Origin of the sequence: Conexibacter stalactiti, from assembly GCF_033542075.1 — a bacterium.
GTDB lineage: Bacteria > Actinomycetota > Thermoleophilia > Solirubrobacterales > Solirubrobacteraceae > Conexibacter > Conexibacter stalactiti.
Genome location: NZ_JAWSTH010000043.1, coordinates 1 through 25,258, shown reverse-complemented (window position 1 = coordinate 25,258; position 25,258 = coordinate 1). Strand labels below are relative to the sequence as shown.

General features: G+C 69.2%; 19 protein-coding genes and 2 pseudogenes. 7 read left to right on the top strand and 14 right to left on the bottom strand.

Annotated features, from left to right (window positions below; genetic code table 11):
- Positions 1-75: 75 nt before the first annotated feature.
- Positions 76-663 carry a NucA/NucB deoxyribonuclease domain-containing protein gene (locus R7226_RS16410; protein ID WP_318598274.1) on the bottom strand — a complete coding sequence of 196 codons (588 nt, stop codon included), beginning with the start codon at positions 661-663 and terminating at the stop codon, positions 76-78.
- Between the two features lie 41 nt (positions 664-704).
- Positions 705-1,049 (bottom strand): hypothetical protein, encoded by a 345-nt coding sequence (locus tag R7226_RS16405; RefSeq protein WP_318598273.1) that lies wholly within the window; start codon positions 1,047-1,049, stop codon positions 705-707.
- 372 nt (positions 1,050-1,421) lie between these two features.
- On the opposite strand from R7226_RS16405, the pseudogene R7226_RS31745 reads away from it, so the two are divergent.
- Both R7226_RS31745 and R7226_RS31740 read left to right on the top strand, forming a co-directional pair.
- Positions 1,422-1,763: pseudogene (locus R7226_RS31745) on the top strand (IS110 family transposase); the annotation flags it as partial.
- A gap of 257 nt (positions 1,764-2,020) precedes the next feature.
- Positions 2,021-2,326: a transposase gene (locus R7226_RS31740; RefSeq protein WP_404827861.1), complete on the top strand. Its 306-nt coding sequence runs from the start codon at positions 2,021-2,023 to the stop codon at positions 2,324-2,326.
- A gap of 2,418 nt (positions 2,327-4,744) precedes the next feature.
- Here R7226_RS31740 and R7226_RS16395 read toward each other — a convergent pair.
- The 11 genes from R7226_RS16395 to R7226_RS31735 all read right to left on the bottom strand — a co-directional run bounded on the left by R7226_RS16395 (position 4,745) and on the right by R7226_RS31735 (position 18,382).
- Positions 4,745-4,915, bottom strand: a complete 171-nt coding sequence (locus R7226_RS16395) for a hypothetical protein (protein ID WP_318598272.1) — start codon at positions 4,913-4,915, stop codon at positions 4,745-4,747.
- 302 nt (positions 4,916-5,217) lie between these two features.
- On the bottom strand, positions 5,218-7,860 hold the full coding sequence (mobF, locus tag R7226_RS16390; protein ID WP_318598271.1) for a MobF family relaxase: 2,643 nt from the start codon (positions 7,858-7,860) through the stop codon (positions 5,218-5,220).
- Positions 7,860-9,659, bottom strand: coding sequence for a type IV secretory system conjugative DNA transfer family protein (locus R7226_RS16385; protein WP_318598270.1), 1,800 nt, complete (start codon positions 9,657-9,659; stop codon positions 7,860-7,862). The genes mobF and R7226_RS16385 overlap by 1 nt, the downstream gene beginning before the upstream one ends.
- Before the next feature lie 13 nt (positions 9,660-9,672).
- On the bottom strand, positions 9,673-10,245 hold the full coding sequence (locus tag R7226_RS16380) for a hypothetical protein (protein ID WP_318598269.1): 573 nt from the start codon (positions 10,243-10,245) through the stop codon (positions 9,673-9,675).
- The gene (locus R7226_RS16375) at positions 10,242-10,829 is read right to left on the bottom strand and encodes a hypothetical protein (RefSeq protein ID WP_318598268.1); all 588 of its coding nucleotides are present in this window, start codon (positions 10,827-10,829) and stop codon (positions 10,242-10,244) included. The genes R7226_RS16380 and R7226_RS16375 overlap by 4 nt, the downstream gene beginning before the upstream one ends.
- Positions 10,830-10,831: 2 nt before the next feature.
- Positions 10,832-12,037 (bottom strand): hypothetical protein, encoded by a 1,206-nt coding sequence (locus R7226_RS16370; protein WP_318598267.1) that lies wholly within the window; start codon positions 12,035-12,037, stop codon positions 10,832-10,834.
- Positions 12,034-14,751 (bottom strand): VirB4 family type IV secretion system protein, encoded by a 2,718-nt coding sequence (locus R7226_RS16365; RefSeq protein ID WP_318598266.1) that lies wholly within the window; start codon positions 14,749-14,751, stop codon positions 12,034-12,036. The genes R7226_RS16370 and R7226_RS16365 overlap by 4 nt, the downstream gene beginning before the upstream one ends.
- Positions 14,751-15,116 carry a hypothetical protein gene (locus R7226_RS16360; protein ID WP_318598265.1) on the bottom strand — a complete coding sequence of 122 codons (366 nt, stop codon included), beginning with the start codon at positions 15,114-15,116 and terminating at the stop codon, positions 14,751-14,753. The genes R7226_RS16365 and R7226_RS16360 overlap by 1 nt, the downstream gene beginning before the upstream one ends.
- A 3-nt stretch (positions 15,117-15,119) precedes the next feature.
- On the bottom strand, positions 15,120-17,123 hold the full coding sequence (locus R7226_RS16355; protein ID WP_318598264.1) for a hypothetical protein: 2,004 nt from the start codon (positions 17,121-17,123) through the stop codon (positions 15,120-15,122).
- A 4-nt stretch (positions 17,124-17,127) separates the two neighbouring features.
- Positions 17,128-17,448, bottom strand: a complete 321-nt coding sequence (locus tag R7226_RS16350) for a hypothetical protein (protein ID WP_318598263.1) — start codon at positions 17,446-17,448, stop codon at positions 17,128-17,130.
- 85 nt (positions 17,449-17,533) lie between these two features.
- Positions 17,534-18,382, bottom strand: a complete 849-nt coding sequence (locus R7226_RS31735) for a PASTA domain-containing protein (RefSeq protein ID WP_404827862.1) — start codon at positions 18,380-18,382, stop codon at positions 17,534-17,536.
- Between the two features lie 264 nt (positions 18,383-18,646).
- On the opposite strand from R7226_RS31735, the gene R7226_RS16340 reads away from it, so the two are divergent.
- Positions 18,647-19,885: a tyrosine-type recombinase/integrase gene (locus R7226_RS16340; protein WP_318598261.1), complete on the top strand. Its 1,239-nt coding sequence runs from the start codon at positions 18,647-18,649 to the stop codon at positions 19,883-19,885.
- Positions 19,886-19,892: 7 nt separating this feature from the next.
- Positions 19,893-20,573 carry a FadR/GntR family transcriptional regulator gene (locus tag R7226_RS16335; protein WP_318598260.1) on the top strand — a complete coding sequence of 227 codons (681 nt, stop codon included), beginning with the start codon at positions 19,893-19,895 and terminating at the stop codon, positions 20,571-20,573.
- A gap of 409 nt (positions 20,574-20,982) precedes the next feature.
- On the opposite strand, the gene R7226_RS16330 is transcribed toward R7226_RS16335, so the two are convergent.
- A complete protein-coding gene (locus tag R7226_RS16330) occupies positions 20,983-21,351 on the bottom strand; it encodes a hypothetical protein (protein WP_318598259.1) in 369 nt (122 codons plus the stop codon).
- 2,614 nt (positions 21,352-23,965) lie between these two features.
- On the opposite strand from R7226_RS16330, the gene R7226_RS16325 reads away from it, so the two are divergent.
- The 3 genes and pseudogenes from R7226_RS16325 to R7226_RS16315 all read left to right on the top strand — a co-directional run.
- On the top strand, positions 23,966-24,283 hold the full coding sequence (locus tag R7226_RS16325) for a helix-turn-helix domain-containing protein (RefSeq protein ID WP_318598258.1): 318 nt from the start codon (positions 23,966-23,968) through the stop codon (positions 24,281-24,283).
- Positions 24,280-25,053, top strand: a complete 774-nt coding sequence (locus R7226_RS16320) for a sensor histidine kinase (RefSeq protein ID WP_318598257.1) — start codon at positions 24,280-24,282, stop codon at positions 25,051-25,053. Before R7226_RS16325 ends, R7226_RS16320 begins: the two co-directional genes overlap by 4 nt.
- Positions 25,050-25,258: pseudogene (locus tag R7226_RS16315) on the top strand (hypothetical protein); the annotation flags it as partial. The gene R7226_RS16320 and the pseudogene R7226_RS16315, both read left to right, overlap by 4 nt.

The following is a 25,258-nucleotide window of genomic DNA, read 5'->3' as shown; positions in this document are numbered from 1 at the left end:
GCGCACCTGCACCAATTCAGCAGAGACTTTGCAACAAATCTGCAGAGCCGACAGGCTCGCGAAGCGTCCGGTCTACTAGTAGCCGACGACGGCGAAGCGCACGCCGTCGCAGTAGCGGCGCAGCTTGAGCGAGATGCTCGCTCCCGCGCCGCGGTTCTGGCCGCTGGGGACGTAGGCGATGTGGGCTCTCCAGGTGCGGCGCGCCATCGCCATCGGCCACTCATCGCGATCGTAGCCTGGTCTGGTCGGCCAGCCTCTGAGTGCTCTGGCGCGGCGTTCCTCGGCGCCGGCGCGGTTGATCCGCAGAACGCGCGGCCAGCCTCCCGCGACCGCCGTCTTGATATGGGCGAGCACCGCTGGGTATCTGGTGGAGCTGATGCCGACCTCGACGACTCGCCTGCTGCGCTCGCAGCGCGGGGCCGCTCTCCTCCCCAGCGTCGTTTCCCGCTCTTCCTGCACATCGGCGCACGGGCACGACAACGACTCGCAGAACAGCCCGTCCTGATCGCCGTCGACGGTGTCGCCCGCATGCTGCGCCTCGGCCTGGGTCGCGTAGTCGGAGCAGGTCGCGCTCGGCCGCGCCGACGGTGCAGCGACAGCACCCGATGAGGCGGCGAGCGCGATGAGCAGGACCGCGGGGAGGGGAAGGATCGGTCGTCTCATGGCGCGCGCACGCTAGTCGACCGTCCGGTCGTCGTCGAGCATCAGCTCCAGGTGCGCGGTGTCCGCGCGTAACTGCGCAACGCGACCTCGACGCCGCGAGCCTCGTTCTGGTGTGGCAGCTGTCGCAGCAGGCGCCGAAGGTGCTCGACGGTGTCGCGCTGCAGCCGCCGCTCGCCGGCGACACGCCGCACCCAATGCTCGCCCCACCGCAGAAAGCGCGGATCCCTTACGTCGGCCAGGACGACCACGATCGCCAACGCCTCTTCCAAGCCGACCGGTCTGAGCGCCTGCGCAGCGAGAATCATCGCCTCGACATCCCGAGCACGAATCGCCCTAGTGAGCGGATCAACCGACGGCACGAACACATGTTCGCATTTGGCGATCATGGTCGCGCGCCAGCCCGTCGATCGACGGGTAGGGGCCGGTCAGCCGCAGGCCAGAGCAGCGCCGCGGCGCTGGCGTCCATCGCACTCCGTGCATCTAGTCTGTCCTGGGCTTCAGGGTTCCATCTGCCGGGTCGGCGGGCGTTCTGCGGCGGGGGTTGATTCTCGCGGGTTTCCGCCCCAACTCACGCGAGTCCTCCTGGCGGTCGTTCGGGGCGGTGTCAGACGAGGAGAACGTGATGGGACTGATTGTGATCGGGGCCAACACCCACAAGCGCACGCACGCGCTGGCAGCGATCGAGCACAGCACCGGCCAGCTCGTCGACGAGCGCGCGAGCTCACGGTCGACCACGACGGCCATCGCGCCGCGCTCGCCTGGACACGCCCCCTCGACAATGGCAACGAGGTGGCTGGGCGATCGAGGACTGCCGGCACGTCTCCGGCCACCTGGAGCACGCGCTGCAGCAAGCCGGCGAACGAGTCGTGCGCGTGGCGCCGCGGCTGACGGGACAGATCCGACGCGGCGAGCGAGAGATCGGCAAATCCGACCAGATCGACGCCCGCGCAATCGCGCGCGCCGTGATCCGCGAGGGCGTCGACCGGTTCCCGACCGCGTTCCTCGACGAGGCCGCGATGGACGTGCGGCTGACCGATCACCGCGCCGAGCTGACTACCGAACGTACCCGCCTGAGCAACTGGCTGCGCTGGCATCTGGTCGTGCTCTGCCCCGACGTGGAAGCGACGATCCGGGCCCGCCAGCTCGACGATCGTCGTCAGCTGGACCGGATCGCCCGCCGCCTGCGCGCACTCGAACGCTCGGCGCGAGCGCGGATCGCGCTCGATCACGTCGCGCGCATCCGCACGCTCACCCGCGACGCTGCCCGATCAAGCGCGAGCTGCACCACCTCGTCGCCGCGCACCGGGCCGAGCTGCTCGCGAGGTCGGCTGCGGCCCGATCGTCGCCGCTACGCCGATTGGCCACACCGCCGAGCGCCGAGCTGTTCGCCACCGACGCCTGCTTCGCCCGTCACGCTGGCGTCGCACCCGTCCCGGCATCCTCCGGACCCCGAGAACGCCACCGCCTCGACCGCGGCGGCGACCGCCAACTCAACCGCGCTCCACGTCATCGCCATCACCCGCGCCCGCCTGGACCCCGCCACAAGCGACTACCTCGCCCGCAAACAAGCCGAAAGCAAGACCCGCACCGAGCACTCCGCTGCCTCAAACGACTCCTCGCCCGCCGCTACCCCGCAATCCTCAGCAGACCACGCTTGACATAGGAGCAACACCTGGTCGGACTACCGATGCGTCCACGGTTGCGCCCTAGTTCCCGCTTCCCAACCAACCGCCCTGATCTTCAAGCTCCACGCCGTGCGCGCTCACACATCTGGCTGGTGCTCATCTCGTGTAGCTTTCTGTCAAGACGCGCCACTGGCCGTTAACCGGATCGATGTAGGAGCCGGTGGCCATACACTGGACATCTGAGACGCAATCAACGCCGCTAAGCTCGCTCCAGGGACTCCCAACGACGTCGCTGGCAACAGAGACACTCCAGCTTCTTCCATCCCAGTGCATCGCAGCCGTTCTTAACCCGCTGCTGCCCACGGACATGCAGCTGACGACAGATCCGCACGAAACATCTTGCACCGCCACGCCGGTATTAGGAAGAAGGGACCAGGCTGTGCCGTTCCAAAGGTAGGAGACGCGAGCTCCGGTGCCGGACGTCGTTCGGTATGAGCCGACCGCAACGCAGTAGTTCACCGTAGCGCAGGAAACACTATTGAGTCGACTAACTCTTCCGTCGTTGTCACTCGGACTAGGAGGACTACTGATCGTCCATACGATTCCGTTCCAGTGGACAGCTAAGAATCTGGCGCTGTTGTTGGCAATATAGAACCCGACTGCTGTACACGCTGACCCAGAAACGCAGGACACTCTCGCGAGATTCGACGTAGTTGCGCCGCTAGGAAGCGGGGTGTTACCTACACTCCACGCCGTGCCATTCCAACGCGTAATGAGCATCTTAGTATTGTATGAGGCGTCGCCATACTGCCCAACCGCTACGCATTCACTTGCTGACACGCATGAGCTCGAATGCAGCCATGCGCTTGTAGAGCTGGGCGGTCTAGGCACCATCTGCTCAGTCCATCTTCCCGATTCCCAGTGCACAGCTACTGGAACCGAGGGAGAATTGCGAGTACCTACAGCGATACAGAATGAGCTAGTCGGACACGAGACATCCTCCTGATACGCGACTCCCACCTTGTGGATGGCCCAGTCATCGACGCTCCACCGCTCGGCTATAGGGACGGCGTCAGCGACGCTACTGGTCGATTCGCCGATACTCATGCAAGTGACGCTTGTAGCGCAACTGACTTCCCTGAGACGAGTATCAGCTGCGCCTTCGGACTCATTTACGGCGGCTCGAGTCCGCCAGCCCGCGTTGATGTCTTCGAGCTGTTCGGTCAGCACCCGCTGTTCGCCAAACAACGTGATCTTATCTCCGACCGTCATACATTGATTGCTACTCGGACAAGCAATTCCCCATAACCGCGCTGCATTTGCGAAGAACGGTTGCACCGGGGACTCCAAGTTCCATGAACTCCCATCCCAGACGAAGGCCCGCGCGTATTCGACGTTTGCCCCCATTCTCTCCGACCCGACGGCGACGCAATAGCTAGAGGCAGCGCAATCGACCCGTCGCAGCTCTCCCGTGGCAGGGACAGTCGTAGAGTTCCAGAGGGATCCGTTCCACCGCAGCGCGAGAGTACTCTGAAGTCTGCCACTATCGACGTAGGTTCCCACTGCGGAGCAGCTCGTAGTAGATGCGCACGAAACGCTGCGCAGATCGAGACTGAGCGATCCGCTCGGACTCGGCGACGACTGCATCGCCCACGAACCCCCTGCCCATCGCTGGATCATCGTAGTCGGTGCGCCACTTCTCGAGACGTAGTCGCCAACCGCAACGCACGTGGCGGTATCGGGACATGAAACACCGGCGAGCCGTACGTCCGTTCCGCCGGTTGGACTTGTCGGAAACTGCGTACTCCAAACGCCTCTACTAAGCCGAACGGCAAATGGTGACGTCGTGCCGTAGTACCCGACGGCCGTGCATGTCTGAGTATCAGCGCACGAAATATCCCAAAGATAATTTACTGATACTGAAGGATTCGGGACGGTTTGGAGAGACCAGGTGGTACCGTTCCAAACGACCGCGAATCCTCTGATGTTTGCCGAGGTGGTCGAGTAGGTGCCTACTGCGATACACCATGAGGCCGTTGGGCAGTCGACCGACAGGAGCTTGGAATCGTATGTGCTGGCCGGGGTCGGTACACTGCGCGTTATCCAAGCTGTTCCGTCCCACTCTTGGGCGAACGGCCGCTGGAGTCCTCCTCCGATGTTCCGAGCGCCTACAGAAATGCAGTTTGCATCGGTCGCGCATGATACGTCCCAGGAGACTCGGTGCACAAATGGGTCTGGCTGAGGCGTGGACTTAATATCCCACGTGATGGTCGCTGCTGCCGTCTCCGCAAGGAGACCCATGCAAACAAGCACCAGAAGTGTGGTTACAGCTTGAACTCGCGCCATCACGCCTCCTCATACCTCGAAGCCTACGGCACGGTAAACGGTTTTTTGGTACATTGCAAGCGAACTAGGACCAGTCTCCAGGGTTAGTCATCACTAACCGGCAATCGTCGTCATCGACCGCGGCGGGCCGCTTGTTGCAGCCAGGTCGCGACGGTCCGAAGTTCGTGGCCGAAGGCGAGTTCCATGCGGGGGTCGAGATGGTAGCCATCGTCGAGTTGCTCCCGCCAGTGGGCGAGCGCAGCGAGCTGTTCTGCAATCAGGCTGTCTACGAACGGGTCCATCGGCAGATATCTAAGTTCGTGCGGATAACGGGTGCGGAGTAGTTCGATCGCGCGGGCGTGCCGCTGTGGAGGCAGCCACGGGGAGTCCGTCACCTGCGGTGGCGGGTCTGCTGGTTCGGAAGGTGTGTTTGGGCGTCGGAGCCGGTCCTCGATGGCCGTGCCTCGATCGAGCAGTACGGCTCGGAGGAGCCGAGCTGCCGTAGTGGCCTCCGGTTCATGAGATCTCTGCGCGATCTGAGCCAGCGCATCGCGCTCGCTGGCCGAGATGGTGAGTTGCAGCCGGGGAGCCCGTCTGGCCGCCGTCATCGGTCCCGCTCGATGGCGTGGTTGGGCGTCGGCAATGTGGGTCGACGTGACGGCTGTGGCGCAAGCCGCGCGACGCGCAGATCGTCTACCGGGTCGCTGGGCGCGCGTACGGGATCGTCAAGCTCTGCCGCCAGCGAAGGCGCTTGAGCGCGGCTGGCGCTCATGCGGGCAGAGAGCTGGCGCAGCCGGTCGGTGTCGTCCGCGCCATCGAGGTCTTCGCGCGCCAGGTGCCAGTCGACGCCGTTGGTGGCGCGGGTGCTCTCGACGTAAGCGGTCTCCTGCGAGGTCTGCCAGCCGCCGGTGACGACGACCGAGCGGCGGACGGTTGCACCTTGCTCCCGAACGACGTGGGTCGCGTACCCGAGTCTGACGGCGCCGAGCTGGTGGGCGTCGAGCTGAACGAGGCGGTTACCGCCGTCGAGCCGCACCGCCAGTCGCTCGCGGTCGATCGTCTCGATCGCGCCGCGCTGGCCGTTCTCGACGCGGGCGCCGCCGTCGCGGGCGGGCATTGACTCGGTCCAGATGACGCGGTCGCCGGCGCAGAGTTGATAGCCGGCGGGGTGCTCGACGCCGTGCGTCGAGAGTTCGCTACGGCCGCGGCGAAGTGCTTGGATGCGGAGGTTGAGGTGGTCGATCTCGGTGTTGCTGGCGTCGCTCATCAGCGCGACCTGGTGGTGGCCGTGTTCGGCGGCGAGCTGGTCATAGCGGTGGGCGGCGGCTTCGAGCGCCTCGTCCCGGGTATCGGTCAGGTGCAGGTGGCCGCGGTCGCGGTAGAAGGCGAGCGCGGCGTCGGCGTTGCCGTTGCGGAGCGCCTGCCAGGCGTCGCGTTCGGCGGGGTCGCTGGCGCGGTGGATGGTGTGCAGCTCGGCGGTCGGCAGGTGGTGGGTGAGGCGTTCGAACATGCCGCCGGCGCCGATCGCCGGGAGCTGACGGGGGTCGCCGATCGCGACCAGCGCGCCACCGTGCTCGGCGATCAGCTTGGTGAGGCGGTGCAGGCGGTCGGTGTCGCCCATGCCGGCCTCGTCGACGTAGACGGTTGTGTCAGCGTCGAGCTGGAGGCGGCCGCGCTCGGCGGCGGCGATGAAGCCGTCGATCGTCTTGACGCGGCCGACGAGCGCGGGCGCGCTCTCGCCGAGCCGCTGCGCGGTGCGGCCAGCGACGGCGACGCCGTAGACGCGGCGGCCGGCGGCCTGCTCGGCGTGGGCGGCGGCGTCGATGACGAGGCCTTTGCCGGTGCCGGCCGGACCGACCAGGACGGCGGCGCGGCCGGGGCCGGTGATGCGTTCGATCGCGGCGCGCTGCTCGTCGCTGAGAGGTGCACCGATCCGCTGCTCGACCGCCGTGATCCCGACGGCGCGTGCGCGCGGTTCGATGCGGCGCCGTTGATCGGCGGCCATCGCGGTCAGGTTCGTCTCGATCGCGGTCTCCGCGGCGCGGACGGTCGCGGACGTCATGCGGCCGTCGGCGAGGTCGAGCACGCGGCCGGACCGCCGCAGCGCGTCGGTCGCGTCGAGCGCGTCTTGGGCGGCGAGTCCGTGGCCGGCGGCGGCCTCGAGTGCGACGGTCCGCAGCTCGGGCTCGTCGAAGGTTGCGCGCTTGGCGGTGACGTTGCGCTCGACCGTGGTGGCCCAATTCGCCGTCTCCGCGGACGCCGGCGCGGAGGCTGAGCGCAGCCGAGCAGCGCGGCCAGTGTCGAGGCCGTGCGGTGCGGCGGTCGCTTGCCAGCTCGCGTCGAGCTCGTGGCGGGTGTGGGGGATCTTGCTGCTGCGGGTGGCGATCGCGAGCGCGCGCAGCTCGCCGCGCTCGGGTGCGCGGCCGTGCTCTGCCCGGAACGCGCGGGCGGCTTGCTGGACTTCGGCGGTGCGTCTAGAGAAGGCGGCCTCGACCTGCTCCTCGACGCCGCGAATGCGGAAGTAGCGGCCATTGACGCCGGCCGGGTCGATCGCGTAGCCGAGGTGGCGGAGGTGGTCCGCGAGCTGGGCGCGGTAGAAGGCGCCGCCTTCCCGCGCGACGCGCAGTACGGGTCGGGACCGCACGGCGGTGACGGTGCCGTCGTCGCGCTCGACGCTGGTGATGACGACGTGGCTGTGGATTTGCGGGTCGGGGGCGCCGTCGCCGACGCCGCGCGCGGTCGTGTGCAGGAACTCGGCCGCGTGCACGTGCGCGGCCTTCGCTGGGGTCGAGGATCCGAGGGCCGGATCCCACCTCGCTGTCAGCGGCACCATCTCGGCGAGGTAGCCGACGGCCTGTTCGACGGCGGCGCGGTGTGCCTGTTCGATCTCCGCGCGCTGGTCGGGGTCGCCGAGCGCCCATGCGATGCTGACCGACTTCGGCGCGCTGAAGGTGACGTCGATGCCGGCCGCGCGCGTCCCGTCGGGGCCGGCCGCGCGGAGGAAGTTCTCGGGCTGGCCGGGGCAGCGGCCGGCCATCAGCGCGCGCAGCTCCTCGGCGGCGACCGGCCCTGGTGCGACGCCGACGCGCCCGAGCGCGTGCGGGTCGCCGAGCCAGCGGCCGGGTGCTTCAGTTGGGAGGCCGTCGCGGCCGAGGTAGTAGTCGCCCTGCTCGGGGGCGACGGTCTTGCCGTCGAGGTACTCGGCGTAGTCGGCGCCGGTGGAGGCGGGGATGCTCGCCGCGGTCATCACGTCGATCGCCGCGTCTGCGCGTGGGCTTCCTTAGCGGAGCGGGCGCCTTCCCACTCCCACCACAGCGGCAGGTGGACTCTGGCGGGCAGGTCGCGGCCGTGGACGACGACCGCCATCCCCTCGCCGAGACGGAGCAGGTCGTCGCTGTCGAGTTTGTTGCGGCGCTGCTGCTGGCGGGTGACCGACCGTGGTGGACTCCACCGATCGGCGGTGTAGCTGGTGTGGGTGGCCTGCTGTTCGCCGAGCAGGTGGACGAGGTCGTCGCGGGTGGTGCGGTCGAGGACCGGTCCGAGGACTTTGCGGACGTGGAGGTTGGCGAGGATCGTGTCGGCGTCGGCGCCGTAGCGGTGGCGAAGCTGCGCGAGCGACTGGTAGACGAGCATCCAGCGCACGCCCCAGCCGCCGCTGACCGCGAGATAGGTCGGCAGCTTGGCCAGCGGTGTCAGCTGGGCGGCCTCGTCGACGATGAACTTCAGCACCGGCAGCGTGCGCGGGTCGGCGGCGTGCTGGGCGTTCAGCTCGCAGGTGCGCAGCAGCTCGCCGACGATGCCGCCGAAGATCGGCGCCAGGAGGTCCTGCTGGCTGTCGGGCGCGATCAGATAGAGCGTGCCGCCCTCGGCGACCAGCCGCGCGGGGTCGAATTCGTGGCGGTCGTGGTGCTGGACGTCGGGCAGCCGGTAGGCGCTGACGAGCTGGGCGGCGGATATGAGCAGGTAGGAGCGGGCGCGCTCGTCCTGCTGCTGCACGTCGGCCAGCGCCGCCGCGGCGCGGTCGGCGCCGTGCTGCTCGACGATCTGGCGGGGCGGGTCGAGGCCGTCGATGCCGCCGCGCAGCCAGGCGAGCACGTCGGCCATCGGCCGGCGGTCGAGCGCGGCGGCGTGGAGCAGGGCGGGCAGCAGCGTCTCGACGGCCTCGCGGTTGTAGAAGCGCGCGCCGCTGGAGCTCTCCGACGAGGGCGCCGCGGTGGGGTCGGCGTCAAAGATCCACTGCGCCATCGCCAGCGCCCCGTGCCACGTGCCGCAGGCGGTCAGCGGCGTCCAGCCGCAGGAGGTCAGCTCCAACGGCTCAAGGTCGCTCATCGGGGCGAAGATCCACACCGGCCCGTGCCGGCGGCGCAGCTGGAGTGTGTGGAGGACGACGTCGAGCTTGGTCGACATCGCGACCAGCGGCCCGTCATGGGCGCGGATCTGGGAAATCAGGTCACGGACGGTCTTGCCCGCGCGCGACGCGGCGAAGGTGCCGAGATGCATCTCAGGTCCCGAGCGGACCTCGGTACCGCGCAGCCGGCCCAGCAGCCACGCGTCGCCGGCGACCGGTTCGCGCGGCTCGCGCAGCAGCCGCCGCAACAGGACGCTGAACGCGACTCGCCGTCCGCTCGAACGCGACCGGTCGCGCGGTTGCAGGTGCAGCCAGTCGCGCGGTGTCGCCCACGCGCGCGGGGTCACTTGCCGTCGCGGGCTCCACGTCGGCGCGCCGGCGTGCGACTGCCCGCGCCAGCGGTCGACGCGCAGCCACGCGACGAACCCCAGCGCGCCCGCGGCGAGCGTCAGCAGCGCGTCGACGAAGAGGGCGAACGCGGTCGGCGGCAGCTCGTAGGCGGCCCACGCTCGTGCCGGTGTGCTGCCGGCCAGTGCTCGCAGGCCGCCGGCGAGCACGTCGGCGGGTGCGATCAGCGCGGGCTCGCCGTGCAGCAGTGACCACACCAGCAGTGGCCAGGCGACGAGCGCGTAGCCGCCGACGGCCGCAAGTGCTGTCGCGGCGGCCAGCATCAGGTGATGCCAGCGGGTGCTCACCATCTCCGGTCTCCCATCAGAGGTGGGGGACGGCGTAGACCTCGAGCACGGCCGCCGCCACGATCAAGGCGAGGAAGCCGGCGGTGACCGCCAGCAGCCGCCCGCGTGCCGGCTCGCGCTGGCAGGCGAGCGTCCATGCGGTCGCGACGAGCGCGAGCGCCGCCCATTCGAGCGGGAGGTGAGGGAGGAAGGGAACGAGCGCCGAGCGGCCGATCCCGATCGCCGCGCCGACGATCGTCGCGTTCATGAACAAGAAGACGGCGATGAGCGTGCTGCCGAGCGCTCGCAGCTCCTTGTCGCGCGCGGCGCCGAACGCGATCGCGACCAGCGGCCAGATCGCGACACGGACGTTGTGCGCCGCGGTCGAGACGACCAGCTCCGTCGATGGGACGGTGTGCGGGTAGAGCGTCAACCGGGTGCCGATCCAGAGATCGGCGAGCAGGTTGAACGGCGTCAGCATCGCGAAGACGACGGCCGAGGTCAGCGTGCAGAGCCACAGCGCCGCGTAGGCGGCGATGAAGGTCTGTACGGCATTCCAGCGGCGTATGTCGATCGGCGTGGAGCGCGGTCTGGGAGCGGTGGCGGTCATGACTGCGGCTCCCAGCGGCTGACGGCCCAGCCGCCGGCGAGACGCTGGACGGTGGCGAGGGTGACGTGGTACGACGGCCGCAGTCCGTCGTACATGCGACTACCTGTCGTCTCCTCAACCGTGACCAGCACGTAGGTCCGCTCGCTCGCGCCTGCGCGCTCACGCGTTCCTGCGGGCGTGGGCAGGGTGCTGAGGCCGACGACATGGCCGCGGTTGGTGACTCTGCCGCGCCGCAGTTCGTAGTCGCCGGGCGTGCGCGCTGCGGCGCGTGCGTTCATCGCCGACGCCTGGCCGACGGCCATCGCCGCCAGCCGCCGCTGGATGCTTGTGAGGGTGCGGTAGTCCCAGTTGACGTAGAGCGCGGCGAACCGCCGCACCGCCGCGGTCGCGGTCGGCGAGAGGTCGGCGACGGCGGCGGGTTGCTGGCCGTTGCGGCGGATGACGATCTCGTTGGGTGTGGTCGTGACGGTGAGCGCCGATTGTTCGGCGGTCGGGTCGTTGAGTGGGTCGTTGATGCCGCAGCCGCTGACGGCGATGGCGGCGCTGGTGAGCGCGACGGTGGTCGAGGTGCGTCGTCGTTGCATGCCTACAGTCCTTTCGGGTGGCGGGGTGTGAAGCTGAGGTCGTCGCGGCGGCCGGTGTGCCAGCCGATGCCGGCCGCGCCCTGCTCGCCGGTGACGGCGTTGTGGGTGTCCCAGCGCAGGCCGGCGACGTAGGCGTAGACGTGGCCGCCGTTGGCGAGCACGCTGACCCAGCGGCCGTAGCCAGGCTCGCCGAGGGAGGCGGCCATGTCGCCGGAGGCGGGGGTGTAGCCGACGTCGACCAGGCGGGCGCCGTAGAGCAGGAACGAGATCGAGGAGGAGCAGTCGTAGGCGGGCATCACCTGTGACAGCGGCGCGCCGTGCGCGCCGCCGTACAGGTAAGGCTTGCCGACGAGTTGGTTGCCGGCCGCGATGATCTGCTTTACCGCTCGCGGCGCCCGCTCCGGGGCCGCGGCGTGGCCGTTGGGCAGCAGCCGGGCGCGATGGCCGGGCGTCAACGGCAGCGGGCCGCTGCCGCCGGTCGGGATCCGCATCGCCGCGCACTCCTGCGCCGTGACCGCGGACCCGCCGGATGGCGGGCTATCGGGTGTCTCGCCGAGCACCGGGCCGGCGCCGGTTCTGGGGGCGAGCGCGATCCGGACCTCGTCTTTGCTGACGCCGAGTTGGTCGGCGACGGGGACGAGCAGGTCGATGCGGTAGCGCTCACCGCTGGCGGTTGTGTCGGCACCCTGGCCGTAGCCGACGTCGCGCTTGTAGACGATCGCGCTACGAGTGCCTTTGGCGACGCGCAGCGCCGTCATGTACGGCAGCGCGCCGACCGCGTTGGCGTCGTTGAAGCGGAAGGTGCGGGTGTTGGCGGGGTTGGTGGTCGCGGTGGAGAGTTCGGCGAAGGTGTCGGGGTGTTGGGAGAGGTCGCTCTGCGCTGGGTCGGGCACGCCGCCGGTGCCGTCGCTGAAGCGCGTCGCACCGGTCCGGTACCAGCGGCCGGGCTCCATCTGCAGCGGCTCGTGGAAGCGGGCCCGGGCACCCGGGCTAAGCCCGGCCGGCAGCCCGCCGCCGACCGCGACGCTGCCGGCGTCGACGGCTTCGCCGCACGCCTCGGCCGCCGCCTGGCGGTGGGAGCCGATGACCGAGACGACGGCGGTGATGAACAGCAGCGGCACCATCACGGTGACCAGCGCCAGCAGCGCGAGCAGTTCGCGGCCGAGTCGCCGTCCTGCGATCGTCGCGATCACGCCCGCGGCGCTCACGACGGCTCCCGCTGGGCGGTGTCGTGCTGGGCGTGCCAGTCGGGGTCTGCGAGGAGCTTCAGCGCATCCCAGGCCGCTTCCCAGCCTTCGCCGCCGGCGTGGCGCAGCGCGAGGCGTCGCAGTGGCTCGTCGCCGATGGGGTCGGAGGTGCTGCGCCAGTACTCCAGCGGTCCGACGGCGATCGTCACGACCCCTTCGCCGCGGCTGCCGTTCTGGAGGTAGGTCTGGCTGTAGCCGCGCTTGACGGTTTCCAGCGCGGCGATCTGCTCGATCGCCGCGGCTGAGAGTCCGAGTGGCTCGCGCAGCGCTTCCAGCGGGCCGCTGCTGTGACGCAGGATGAACCGCAGGGTGCTTTGTGAGATCAGCGCCTCGGCTTCGGGGCCGCGGTAGTCGTCGAGTTGTTGGGAGATCGCGATCAGCCACAGCGCCAGGTGGCGGCTGCGGCGCGCCAGCTCGTTGACCCAGCGGCCGGTGGAGGCGCGCCGCACGAGCTTCCAGACCTCTTCGAAGACGAGGAAGAACTTGCCCGCCCACGGCAGCGACGGGTCGCCGTCACCGGCGAGGAACCGTTCGCGTTCGGCCTCGACCTGGCGGATGATCGCCTCGCAAATGACGAACAGCGCGGCGGGCGCTTCGCTCTCGGGCAGCCGGCGCGTGTCGTAGACGACCAGCGGTGCATCGACGGCGACGGTCGTCGGCTCGTCGCACAGCCACGCGTAGGGTCCGTCGCCGACGTAGTTGTGCAGGCTCTCGGCAAGCAGCCGCAGGGCGCTGGCCAGCTCGGCCGATCCTTCTTCGCGGGCGAGGTGGTGGCGGCGCAGCAGCTCTTCTTGCAGCAGCGTCTCGCGCGGGGTCTCGCCGCTGATCGCGCAGCGGCGGTAGACGCCGCGGATCGCGAGGCCGAGGAGGTTCTCTTCGAGTTTGCCGAGCGAGCTGCTGGTGTTGTCGGCGTCGGTCAGCAGCAGCTCGTGCAGCGCGATCAGGAACGCGACCTTCTCAGCGGTCGGCTCGCCGTCCCATGGGTTCACGCGGTGCTCGCCCGTGCCGCCGTCGACCCGCACGGTCGCGGCGCCGGGGATCGTGGCGGCGGCGAAGTCCCAGTGGCCGGAGCGGTCGATGATCGCGCCGCGCGCGCCGTCGGCCATCGCGCGGCCGACGAGGAGGCTGACGAGCATCGTCTTGCCGCCGCCGGACTGGGCGCTGACGATCGCGACGTGGTTGGGATGCTCGGTGTCGAACGGGTCGATCCAGACCAGCTCACGCCCAGGCTGGGCGTAGCCGAGCGGGATCGCGGTCGGGCCCTGAGGCGAGCCGGAGCCGGCGCCGATCAGCGGCCAGGAGTCGGCGGCGTTGACGGACAGGTACTTGCGTCCGCGCTTGGGCGGGTCGATCCCGAGCGGCAGCGTCGCGCGCCACAACGCGACCTGCGCGAAGGGGCTGTCGTTGACGACGGCGTCAGTGGCGGCGGTCAGCTCGCGGTAGGTCGCGCGCAGCTCCTCGCCGAGCCGCTCGACGTCGCCGCCGGGCTCGCGCATCGCCAGGTAGGCGCTGAGGTCGTAGACGGTCGCGGCTGCTTGGCGCTTGAGCGTGGCGGTGACCTCGCGCGCCTCGTCCTCGGCCTCTTCGCGGTCGGGGTCGACGAGCTTGCCCATTCGCTCCTGGCTGCGGTTGCTGGCCCAGAGCTGCTTGTAGCGCCGCTTCTGCCGCGACCGCTCGCGCAGCCGGTCGCGGCCGTGGAAGTGGACGGCGAGCGTGAACGGCAGCGGCGCCAAGGCCAGGTACTGGATCCAGCCCAGCCAGGTCTCCTCGGGCACGCTGCCGAGCCGCACGACCTGCTCAACGTCGCGCGCCCACCGCAGGTGGCTGCGCGCTCGCGCGTCGAGCGGCTCCTGACAGATCGTTCCCTTCACAATCCGGTTCACCGCCCGTGCCTGCTCGACCGTCCGCGCCGCGCTCAGCGGCGGCGGCTCGCCGTGACGAGCGGACGGGGCGTCGTCGCCGGCGGCCGCGCGGCTCGGCGAGCAGCGCTCCCACAGCAGGTCGCTGATCTCGACGGCCGCCAGCGGGCGGGCGTGCAGCCGCATCGCCTGCAGCCCGGCCAGCACCGAGGCGAGATAGCGGTCGTGCTCGTCCAGGGCGCTGTCCAGCTGCGCCGCAGTCAGCCGCAGCGCCCGCGCGCGCCGGTCTGGACGCGGACGCGCGGCGGCCGGCGGCCGCAGCGGCGTGAAGACGAAGTAGCGGACGCGGGTGGCCGGCACGCGCGGCACGTGCTCCAGCAGCGAGTCGACGCGGCTGTGTCCCAGTCGCCGCACCGCCTCGCCGAGTTCGGCCCGGCCGTGGCGCTCCAGGTGCGCTCCGACGCGGCTGCTGGCGGCCTGCTGCTGATCGGCGAGCCGCTGCGCGTCGAGCGGCTGCGAGTGGACGTAGAGCGAGAGCGACTGGCCGGCGGGGATGCGGGCCAGCAGCTTGTGCACCTGCGCGGCGAGTTGCTCGACCCGCTGCTCGTCGAGCACCAGCGTGTTGAGCGGCTGGACTTCGTGACCGGCGACGACGCTTCCGTCGGCCAACACCGCGCGACCGCCGTCCTCGTAGCCGGCCAGCGGCACCAGCGTCCCGACCTGCGGCCGAGCCGCGCGCCGCGCACCCGTCCGCCGTGCTGGCCGAGACTCCCAGCCGACCACTGGCCGGCCCTTGGCAGCGAACCCCTTCCTCATCACCACGGGACCTCCCGGCCCGTCGGCTCGGTGACGGCCTCGCCGCGGCGCTCGGCTGACGCGACGACCAGCGCGACCGGCTCACCAGGCCCCGCGTCGAACGTCTTGCGAGCGACCAGGTGACGGGCGGCGTCGCGCAGCAGCTCGGCGGGCTCGACGCGGCCGGACTCGCCGAGCAGCCAGTAGATCGCCGGCACGCCGACCAGCAGCGTCCCGAGGAACCCGCCGACCTGGATGCCGACCTCAAGCGCCCGCAGCGCAGCGACAGCGCCGCCGCCGCCAAGCAGCAGCACCAACCACTGCCAGATCGTGAAGCCGTAGAACTTGTAGGGCTCGTCGAGCCGTCGCGGCGCAGGATGGAACACGTGTCAGCGCTCCAGTCGCTTCCGCGAACGGCGCGCCGGCACGACCGGCGGTCCGACACGCTGCGGTCCCGGCGTCCCGTCCTCCCACGCAGGCGAAGACGGCGGCATCGACGCAGGCACCGTTCGGCGCGAAGGTGTTGCAGGACGGGCCGCGGGGGCTGACGTGTGTGCGCTCGTTGGCGGTGCGACGCGCACCGCCCGCTCGGGCAGGAGCGCCTGCGGCGCCTGCACGACGAACCCCGGCGCCGACCGGCGCCGTGCGGATCTGGACGTCTGGCCCGAGCCCGTGCCCGTGTCGCGGATGTGCTGCCTGCGTCCGGAGGCGGACGGGGGCCGGCCAGAAGCGGTCCGTGGCGTGCCCGCGGGCAGCATGCCGGTATTCGGCGGTGGCACGTCAGCTGGCAGCGGCGGCCGCGTGGGCGACGGAGGGGCCACGCTCGACCGGTCGGCCGGCGGCGCGGGCGCGGGCGCGGGCGCGGGAGGTCTCGGCGCCGGTACCGCGGGCCGCGCCGCCGAACTCGCCGAATCGCGCGACGCCGAACCGACGGCACGCTCCGTGGCCGGCGATCTTCTCGAACTGCTCGGCGGTGCTTTCGGCGCGACGGCGCCCGTCGCTCTGATGGACGGCTTCGGCGTCGCGGCGCTCGGGGCCGGGCGCAGAGCGGCTGCGACCGCCGCGTCGGCGACCGCGCCGCTCGCCGCGCCGGTCGACAACGTCGCCCGCACGGCGTCGCCGACAGCATGGGCGCGCGCTCGAGCCCCGCCTACGGCCGTTGCCACCCCTGACCGTCCGCCGCTCGCGGAGCCGGAGTCGCGACGGAGGCCGACACCGCCTACAGGCGGTGTCGCCGCCGCGCTGACGCCCGCGACTGCGGGCATCAGCGCGGGGACGGCGGGCTGGCGGCGAAGCGCGGCCAGCGGCGTCACAGCCGCGCTGCCGGCCCGCACGCTGGCCCGCTGCAGCGTGGCGCGGGCCGCTGGGCCAGTCGCCGGCGGGCGGACGCCGCCCGCCGTCACGGGGACGCGGGTGCCGACCGACAACAGCGCAGCGGAGATCTGCGTGCGGACCGCGCCCCACAGCATCAGGGGCCAGCGGACCGCCAGCCACAGGATCACCATCGCCGCCGCGACACCGACGAACCGCGCACCGAGCTGGCCGGTCACGCCGCCCGACCAGTTGGTCATGTCGGCCACGAAGGCGCCGGCGGTCGTGAACAGCACGCACCACCCGACCGGCACCAGCGCCGCCGTCATGAGCGTGTAGCGCCAGGCCGTCCACAGGCCGTGCGTCTCGTCAACGACCGAGGCGACGATCGCCAACGGCGCCGAGACGAACAGGATCCCGAAGAGCACCAGCAGCGCGACGTTGGTCATGAACAACCCGACCGCGAGCAGCACCGCCGCGATGCCCAGCAGTGTCAGCAGGAGCCCGCTACCCGAAAGCAGCGTGCCGGCGAAGACGATCCCGACGGTCCGCTCAAGGCCCTGCCCGGCGGCCGGCAGGCTCAGCATCGCATTGGTGACGCTGTTGGTCAGCGCCACCGCGTTGTCGAAGAACGCTGGGTAGGCGACCAGCAGCAGCGCCGCGCGCACCGTACGCATCAGCGCCTGCTCAAACGACGCCGCCCGGCCCGCGAACTCGCCAAGCCACTGCTGCGTCCACGCCCCGACCGCCGCCAGCGACAGCAGCGGGATCGCGATCCACCGCATCCCCTCCGAAAGCCTCGCCAGCGTCGGCCACACGCTCGCGTCGGTCGGGTTCGGGACCGTAACCAGCCGCTTGAGCGCGTCGACCGATCGGTCGCGCAGCCAATCCGGTACGAGCGCGTCGAGGAACGCGCCGAAGAAGAACTTGACGACGTCCTCGACGATCTCCCTCACCGACGGGAAGTCGATGAACGCCGACACCGCGCCGACCGGCGTCACAGCCCCGGCTGGCGCGGGCAGGACGGCGAGCCCGCCCACCACGAGCACGACGATCAGTACCAGACGGCGGCGGGCGAGCATCCGCTCAGGCCACGAGCCCGGTGGCCGCGACGAGCATGAAGACGCCCTTGACGACCCGCAGCGTCTTCTCGTGCGCGCGCTCGTCGCCGTAGATGTGACCGGCGGCGAGGCCGAGAATAACGAGTACGAGCGTCGCGCCGACGAAGCCGAGCAGGTTGTTCGTCAACGTCTCGGCGACGGACCTGACCGATCTGATCATCGCCGCGTTGGCGCCTCTGCCGAACGCACCGGCAGCGTTGAGCGCCGCGACGCTCGGCGGCGCGGCCAGGTCGACGTCGCTTCTTGAACAACTGCTGACGACAACGGCCGCGACCAGCGCTGCCAACGGCGCGGCTATCGACGATCGAACAGCGGCGAGCCCGCCGCCGTGGCTGGCGGAAGAAAGAGCGAGTGACATGAGGTTCCCTTCGCTAGGGGTGTTCGAAGCAGAGTTCGCAAGGCGCCGCACGCTGTGGTGACGGCGCTGATGGGGCGCTGTGTGAGGTGGCGAGCGGTCGTCTGGGTGCGGGCGGCCTAGAAGCAACCCGAGCCGCGCGAGTCGGCGGCTTTCGCCGAGGCGGCGCTCTGCGTCTAGCCGTCGGGTGAGGACTCGTCGGACGCCGTCGGACGCTGTGGGCTCTGCGTGAATCCGGAGACACGGCGGCGGGCGAGGACTGAGGTCCGAGCGCCGGGGTGGGCGCTGGCCGCCGCTCTTGCGGTGCGCCTGCGCATGATCGGACCGTGACGATCGAGAACACCAGTCCGGCCATCGCGACAGCGACGGCGACTCGCGGATCGCGGACGGTGACACGTGCTCCGAAGCGTCGCTTCCGGTCCGCCGCAGGTCCCTTCCGCGGGCCGCCGCTGGTGGGCGTCTCGTCAACGTCGTGACGCTGCGGGACATCGACCGGCCACTCGCCGAAGGGCAGCGAATCCTCGGGGATCGGGTCCGGCCCTTTGGACGCCGGCCACCGTTGCTCGGCTTCGTCGTCGGCGATGTCGGATCCCGCCGGATCGATCTGGGGCGCTGCGGGGCGGGCGGTCACCGCCACGACGACGTCGCCGGTACGAGCCGCGGCGCCGGCGGCCGGCGCCTGGCCGATCACACGACCGTGACCCTCGACGACGGCAGCGTCGTGCTCGAAGGCCGGCAGGAGGCTCGCCTCGCGGACAATGGCTGCCGCCTCATCGGGCGCCAAGCCGACCAGCTCCGGGACCTTGATGATTCCGGCATCGCCGATTCTCAAATCGCCGCCCGGGGCCGGCAAGTCGCTCCTCACCGCGACCGCCACGGCGATGCGGCCAACAACACGATGAATGTGGTGACGTTCATGGCGGCCCTGAGGGCAGAACGCATCCTTTTTCGCCCCCCTAAGGCCGTGTTCTCAGCGATCGTCCGCTTTCACCCGTGCGACGAGGTCGCGACGGAAGCAAGGCCGTGACCGACGTCCATCGGAATGAAGGCTCAGGTCCCGGGTGATCGAGGGACCGGTCCGTCACACGGCTACCCTTCCTTCTCCGTTCGCGAGTACAGGACTGGTTCGGTGTCCACAGCTTGGTTCGATCTCGATGCGGTTCGCGCTTACGAGGACCGCGTTGGCACGTTGGGTACGGCCGAAGCGCGACGGGGATTTGGCCAGGAGCTGAGGCTGTCGAGATGGATCCCGGTGTGGTGGCATCATCAGGCCGCGCTGCTCGCGCCGTCGACGCAGCGAGGCTACGCGCGTCAGGTCCGAGATCGGCTGTTGCCCTACCTAGGCGATGCGCTCGTCGTGCAGCTCGACGTTGCCGCGCTGTCGCTCTGGGTCGATCTGATGCGAAGCGATGGACACCCGGCCATCCAGATCCATCGGGCCAGAACCGTCCTGTCGCGGTGCTTGCATCATGCGGCGCAGCGAGGACTGCTCCCGCAGGGCAACTTCATTCGGCTTCTCGATCCTCTACCCCGAACCCCCGTTCGTCGGCCTCGGCCGCTGTCGCCGGAACAGACGGAGCACCTGCGGGCCGCTCTCCTCGCCGATGACGGTCTTCGCGGACATCCGCGTCGCGGGTTGCGCTCGGCCACACTTGTCTCGGTGATGGCCTACGGCGGGCTGCGCCCCAGTGAGGCGATGGGCGCCAAACGTCACCACGTCGATCACGCCGCCGGCGGGATCTGGGTTACGGACGTGATGTCGACTGAGCATCGCATTGATCAGACCAAGACGGGCGAGCGTCGATTTGCTCGGCTTCCGAGACACGCGATGAGGGATCTTGAGCTCTGGATTTCGACGGGGCTCGTGCAGCCGCTGGGCTGGCTGTTCCCCAACAGATTCGGTGAGGTCACGCCCAACTCATATTCGAACTGGGTCCGCAGCCTCGGGCCCCTGCGCGCGGCGATGTTGGCGGCACACCCCGATTGGCGACCTGAGTTCGAGCGCTTCTCGCCTGGCGCTCTGCGGCACACCTGCGCCAGCGTCCGACTGCGAAGTGGCGATCCGATCGCGGAGGTCGCTGTGGACCTCGGACACTCCGCTGAGACGCTCATTCGCTGGTACGCGCACGAGGTGCGCGCAAGTCGCGGAGCTCCAGTAGAACCGCTCGACCAGCAGATCGGCCGGGCGCGGGAGCAGATAGGAACAGACTTCCTTGCGCGGCGTCTCTTCCATCTGCTGGATCCGAACAGTCGTCGCAGGCAGAAACGCACGACCCCGTCGGCCGGAGCGCAATTGCGGTTAGTCGGAAACCGGTTTGTCTGGAGTCGCCAGAACAGCGGCGAAGTCCAACAGGGGGATGTGATTTGATCGTTCGATGTCCCGCCTCTACCGCGAGCTCCTGGAGACGATCACAGCCGAGATCGTCGCCGGCGACCGGCAACCTGGCGAGATGCTGCCCAAGGAGACTGACCTCGCTGAGCAGTTCGAGGTAAGCCGCGGCGTCGCTCGGGAGGGAATCCGCGCTCTGCAAGAGCGTGGGCTGGTCGACGTCAAGCACGGCAAGGGCGCGACCGTGACTCCCGCGAACCGCTGGGACGTCCTGAGCCCAGATGTCCTCGGAGCCGCTTTGAGATCAAGACGAGCCAGCGGGATGATCGAGGCCTATCTCGAGAGCCGTCGAATCCTCGAGGTCCCGGCCGCTGAGATCGCGGCTAGGCGGGCCAGTGCGCAGCAGCTCGATGAGGTGCGCGCCGCGCACGAGGCGATGAGGAGAGCTGCGAGTCGTCGCTCGCCTCGCGCAGAGGAGCTGTTCCATGCCACAGATCAGCGATTTCACCAAGCGCTGGCGCGGGCGACTCACAATGCCGCGCTGGCACAAATGATCGAGCGAATCCACTCAGCAATCTACGCCGCGTGGTCGAGCGAGCTTCCTCTCAGAGAGCGCTACGCTCGTGCGATCAAGGAGCATCAGGCCATTCTCGACGCCGTTGTCGATGGCGACCCCGAGGCTGCGGGGTCGGCAATGCAGCAGCACCTGGAGATCCGCCGCCCATAGCGTGAACGCACGCTGGCAGGTAGCGAGAGCCGTCGCTCATCGCTTCGCAGTTGTCAAATCGGTTCCCGGCGGGCAGGGACCGGCCGAGCTGCTGACTGTCACCGAGGTCGCGACGCACTAGGCGGTACAAGCCGCATGGGTGTGTAGGCCAACACAAGCGCTGGCCCAGCGCGAACAAGCTCGGCAGCAGCCCCAAGGGCCAGGCGCGCTTCCATCAGCATCCCGGACTCCGCGACGCGCTCTGATCGCTGGTGTAGGTGGTGGGCGTCAGTTTTTAGAGTGGTCGAAGTTATGCGGGCAGGCTCTTTCGCGAGATCGACGCTGGGACCCTGACCGCGTAACCCTGACTCGTCTCCTACGGGTTGGCCGCGCGCCGAAACAAACGCGCGGCCAACGTTTCTCGCGGTGTCTACGGCCAGTAGCAGTAGACGCGACCACCGGACACGTAAGCCGTGACGCGGTTGTTCCCGTAGGTCCAGCGGCAGGTCGTCGTCCAGTCAACCGGTCGCGCCTTGTACCAGGCAATCGAAGGTCGCCCAGTCACGAACAGATCGCGGCAGCTGGTCCTCGCGCTGTTGTAGTGCGGATTGGCATAGATGCCCGCGTAGGACACCCGCGCTGGTGTCGACTTCGGCACTGTGTGCGCGCAGTACAGCCACGGGTCGGGCATGAGCCCAGCGCTAGCGGCGGTCGCCGGCGCGGGCAGGACGAACGACACGGCGAGGGTCGAGGCGGCGATCGCGCCGAGCCCGAGCCTCACCAGGGGGAGAGCCGACATGGCTCCTCCTTTGCTCGGCTTGACGCCCGCCTGCGCGTTTGGTCCGCTCCAGGGCTCTCACCCCCTGGACACGCTACAGGCGAGCGTGCAAGCAGTTCACCAATCCCTTCGCTAGCGCGGAGGGTTCGATCGAGTTTAGGCATGCCTCAACCTAGAGTCAAGGATCTGTAGATCAAAGTTCTGGTATTCCATATTTGGCACACAAGCGCTCAGCTCTCCTTGCGCAGACGGCACTCGCTCGCCATACTTTTTTGGTCGTTCGTCAGAGACGAGCGAATCACTTGCAGTTCACCAGTCCCAGCGAAGCCGCGGTCTCTCACCCGCGGCTTTGTTGCGCTAGAGCCGAGCTGCGCCCCTGACCTTCTGCACGAGTCTGTCGCCTCGCCTCTGACCCGGTCCTCGGCGCAGGGACACGCGCGTGGCGCCGATAGGTTTTGGTCCAAGATCCGCCGTTCTAGCGGTTTCGGACCAAAACCTCTACTACCTCGCGGCTGGGCTAACGAGCGGATTGCCCGGTGGCATCGGAGGTTCCGCGTCCGTTTGGACTCGACTGCTCGTCAACGGCGCATGGTTGTGGTCCAGGCGGCCGCAGGTCCGAGTCCCGTCGCTCACCGCTCAAGAAGCCCCTGTGACTGCGGGAGTTCTGCGTTTCAGGGACCGGCGTTGATCGTGGCGAGGCGATCCTCTCCAGCACCGGCTGGTTACTCGGCTGTGGGGCGCGCCGGTCCTTATGACTCCTGCTGGGCGGTCGAGCGGACGCTTCATCTGGGATCGCCTGTGCGTCGCAGCTCGATGAAGTCGGATGGCGCACCGAGTGAGTCGCGCAGGACGAAGACGCCGTTGACGACTGGCACGGCGGCGACCGAGCCTCTGGTGTGGACGAGTGCTGTACGGGTATGGTCGGGAGCTATGCCGACAAGCTGTCGTGTTTGCCTGCCGGGCGGAGCCCCTTCTGCCGGTGTGAAGGAGATGGTTCCGAATCCGTGCCCGATGGCCTGTTGTGTTCTGGTGCAGGTGGCAGCTATCCCTGGAGTCCACGGCACTTCCGAGACAACGCAGAGGTGGTCCATGCCGGGTACCAGCCAGTAGTTCCCCGGCACCGTCACGCGAACCCGTTGCGCCAGTGCCGGGTTCAAGCCTGCCTTGGTGGCTATTGCGAGACGTTGCGCATATGGAGGGAGGCCCTCGGGTCGTGTCCGCAGCACAGCGAAGCTGTGGCGCTGCGCGGGCGAGAGCCGCTTGAGCATACGCGGCGCAGACTGCGAGCTGAATCGAGCCTCCGTGCTACTAGGAGCAGCTGAATCGCACGATGCCAGACCTGCGAGGAGAAGCAGTGTGGCGAGTGAGCTGGCGCAGGTGCGCCAGCTCATGGTCGTAGTCGCCATCGCTCCGTCGAATCGAATCGTTTGTCTTGCGGTCAGCCGGTGTCTCCTTGGGCGACTGTGTTAGCTGCGGACCAACCAATGATCCGCGGCGTACGGACGGCGTAGGATCCAAGGTCCCATATCGCGACCGAGACCGCTGCGGGCGTGCAGGCTCCTCTAGCTATTGCGTTGTAGCCAACGCAGACGCCCGTGCTATTTCCGATGCCTGTGATTATCTGAAAATTGCGAGCGACGCCATAGCAGGTGTGGCTGCTGTTGACGGTTTGTCCATTGCAGAAGCTTGCTGCTGAAGCCGGCGGTGGTGATGTAAGCGCCAGTGCGACCAGCAGCGCTGTCATGCCAGCAGTGAACAGCGCAAGACGCTGAGTAGAAGTCCTAGTCATCCCTTGTCCCTTTAGTGCTTGATCTGCTCCGCGGCAGATAGGCCTAGTTTGTACAGCGATACTCGACTATCGCTGGGGAGTACCCAACAGATTGCTCGTCACCGGGCCTAGCCACAAGCTTGAGCAGCTCTCGGGCCTGCTCTTAACGCGCGCTGGACCCGGCCGAGCCTGATCGCGCGGGTTCCGACAAAGAACGAAGCGACTAGTGTGGCGAGCGAGCTGGCGCAGCTGTGCCCGAGTCGAACTGCTTGTTTTGCGGTCAGCCCGTGTCCCCATTGACTACTGTGTCGGTGGGGGACCACCCGATGATCCGCGGCGTACGGACAGCGTACGAGCCAAGGTCCCAGTACGCACTCAGGCCCGCAGAAGTCGTGCAGAATCCTCTCGCTATTTGGTTGTAGCCAACACAGACGCCGGTGCTGACGCCCCAGCCCGCAACTATCTGAAAATTGCGAGCGACGCCATAGCAGGTGTGGCTGCTGTTGACGGTTTGTCCATTGCAGAAGCTTGCTGCTGAAGCCGGCGGTGGCGATGTAAGCATCAGTGCGACCAGCAGCGCTGTCATGCCAGCAGTGAACTGCGCAAGACGCTGAGTAGAAGTCCTAGTCATCCCCTGTTCCTTTGGTGGTTGACCTTCTCCGGCGGCGACCAATCCGAGTTCGTAGGTCGACCCTCGACTGTCACTCAGGAGCACTGACGGAATTTGGGTAATAGACCTCCCTAGTTGACGGCGACCGTGCAGGCCTGCTCGACCTGTCCCACGGGCCGGACTTGCTTCCGCCGCAACGACGCTTCTGGCCGAGCGGCGGTAGACATCGACGAAAATCTACCAAGTTTCGGTGTGTTGTGCTGGTGTCGGATTTCGAACACGACTCTTGTGGTTCAGGGGCGGTCCTGCACTGGGACGCCGGCGGCGCCAGCGGCGCGGGCGCGTCGCACGAGCACCACATCTTCGCTGTAGACAACTTGAATCGTCTAGATAGCCTGCAAACGGTCCTCCAGCGACCGTATGGGGAGTTTGTTCGGTTGCTGGGCTCCACACGCACGTTGGATTCCCACGCATGTCGACTGCGCCACAAGCTCTCGCGCGACGGCGAGCGGTTCGTCGTCAACGTGTGGGGAATCGGCTACCGGCTCTGCGACGGGCCGGTGAACGCCCGATGAGCGCCGTGGTGACGATCGGCGGCTGGCTGGCGGCGGTCTTCGCCGTGCTCGGCGGTCGGTTGGTGCTGGCGCGGCGGATGGAGCTGGTCGCGCGCGCCTGTCACGAGCTGCGCGGGCCGCTGACGGCGGCGCGCTTGGCCGCGCGGCTGGCGGCGGCCGGCCAGCAGCTGCCCGGCGGCGAGACGATCGCGATCGATCCGCGGCTGCGCGGGCCGCTGGAGGCGGTCGAGCTGGAGCTGGGCCGGGCGCGGCTGGCGTTCGAGGACCTCGCGGCCGCGCCCAGCGGCGAGCGCGCGCCCGACCGCACCTGCACGTTCGACGTCGGCGTGCTGCTCGTCGACGTCGCGGAGGCATGGCGCGCGCCGGCGGTCGAGTGCGGGATGCGGTTGCGCGTCGAGCAGCCGCGCGGGCGGGTGCTCGTCGACGGCGATCGCATGCGCCTCGCGCAGGCGTGCGGGAACCTGCTCGCCAACGCGATCGAGCACGGCCGCGACGGCGAGGACGGCGAGATCGTGCTGCGCGCGCGGGCTGGCCTGCACACCGTGCGGATCGAGGTGCTCGACGACGGGCCGGGGCTGCCGGCGCCGATCGCCCAGCTGCTGCGCAGGGCGCCGCGCCACGGCCGGGCCTCCCGCGGCCGCGGTCTGGCGATCGCGGCCGATGTGGCCGCCCGCCACCGCGGCCGACTCGCGTCGGCGCCGAGCGAGCGCGGCGCGCGGATCGTGCTGGAGCTGCCGACGGCGACCGCGAGCACGGCGGCGACCCGATGAGCGGCCGTCGCCGGGCCCTGCTGCTGCTCGCGCTCGCGCTGCTGCTCGGGCTGCTGGCGGCGTCGAGCGTGCAGCGCCGCGAGGCCGCGCTCGACGCGGCGCTGGGACCGTCCACGACCGTGCTGGTGACGGCGGCGCCGGTCGCCGCGGGCACCGCGCTCGCCGAGGCGCGGCCGGCGCTGCGCGCGCTCCCGCGCCGCTGGGC

Bases quoted from the DNA above. Each gene is read 5' to 3' on its own strand.
- R7226_RS16380 (WP_318598269.1), bottom strand. From the start codon at position 10,245: ATGACCGCCACCGCTCCCAGACCGCGCTCCACGCCGATCGACATACGC.
- R7226_RS16365 (WP_318598266.1), bottom strand. From the start codon at position 14,751: ATGAGGAAGGGGTTCGCTGCCAAGGGCCGGCCAGTGGTCGGCTGGGAG.
- R7226_RS16330 (WP_318598259.1), bottom strand. From the start codon at position 21,351: ATGTCGGCTCTCCCCCTGGTGAGGCTCGGGCTCGGCGCGATCGCCGCC.
- R7226_RS16355 (WP_318598264.1), bottom strand. From the start codon at position 17,123: ATGCTCGCCCGCCGCCGTCTGGTACTGATCGTCGTGCTCGTGGTGGGC.
- R7226_RS16410 (WP_318598274.1), bottom strand. From the start codon at position 663: ATGAGACGACCGATCCTTCCCCTCCCCGCGGTCCTGCTCATCGCGCTC.
- mobF (WP_318598271.1), bottom strand. From the start codon at position 7,860: ATGACCGCGGCGAGCATCCCCGCCTCCACCGGCGCCGACTACGCCGAG.
- R7226_RS16405 (WP_318598273.1), bottom strand. From the start codon at position 1,049: ATGATCGCCAAATGCGAACATGTGTTCGTGCCGTCGGTTGATCCGCTC.
- R7226_RS16375 (WP_318598268.1), bottom strand. From the start codon at position 10,829: ATGCAACGACGACGCACCTCGACCACCGTCGCGCTCACCAGCGCCGCC.
- R7226_RS16320 (WP_318598257.1), top strand. From the start codon at position 24,280: ATGAGCGCCGTGGTGACGATCGGCGGCTGGCTGGCGGCGGTCTTCGCC.
- R7226_RS16385 (WP_318598270.1), bottom strand. From the start codon at position 9,659: ATGGTGAGCACCCGCTGGCATCACCTGATGCTGGCCGCCGCGACAGCA.
- R7226_RS16335 (WP_318598260.1), top strand. From the start codon at position 19,893: ATGTCCCGCCTCTACCGCGAGCTCCTGGAGACGATCACAGCCGAGATC.
- R7226_RS16395 (WP_318598272.1), bottom strand. From the start codon at position 4,915: ATGGACCCGTTCGTAGACAGCCTGATTGCAGAACAGCTCGCTGCGCTC.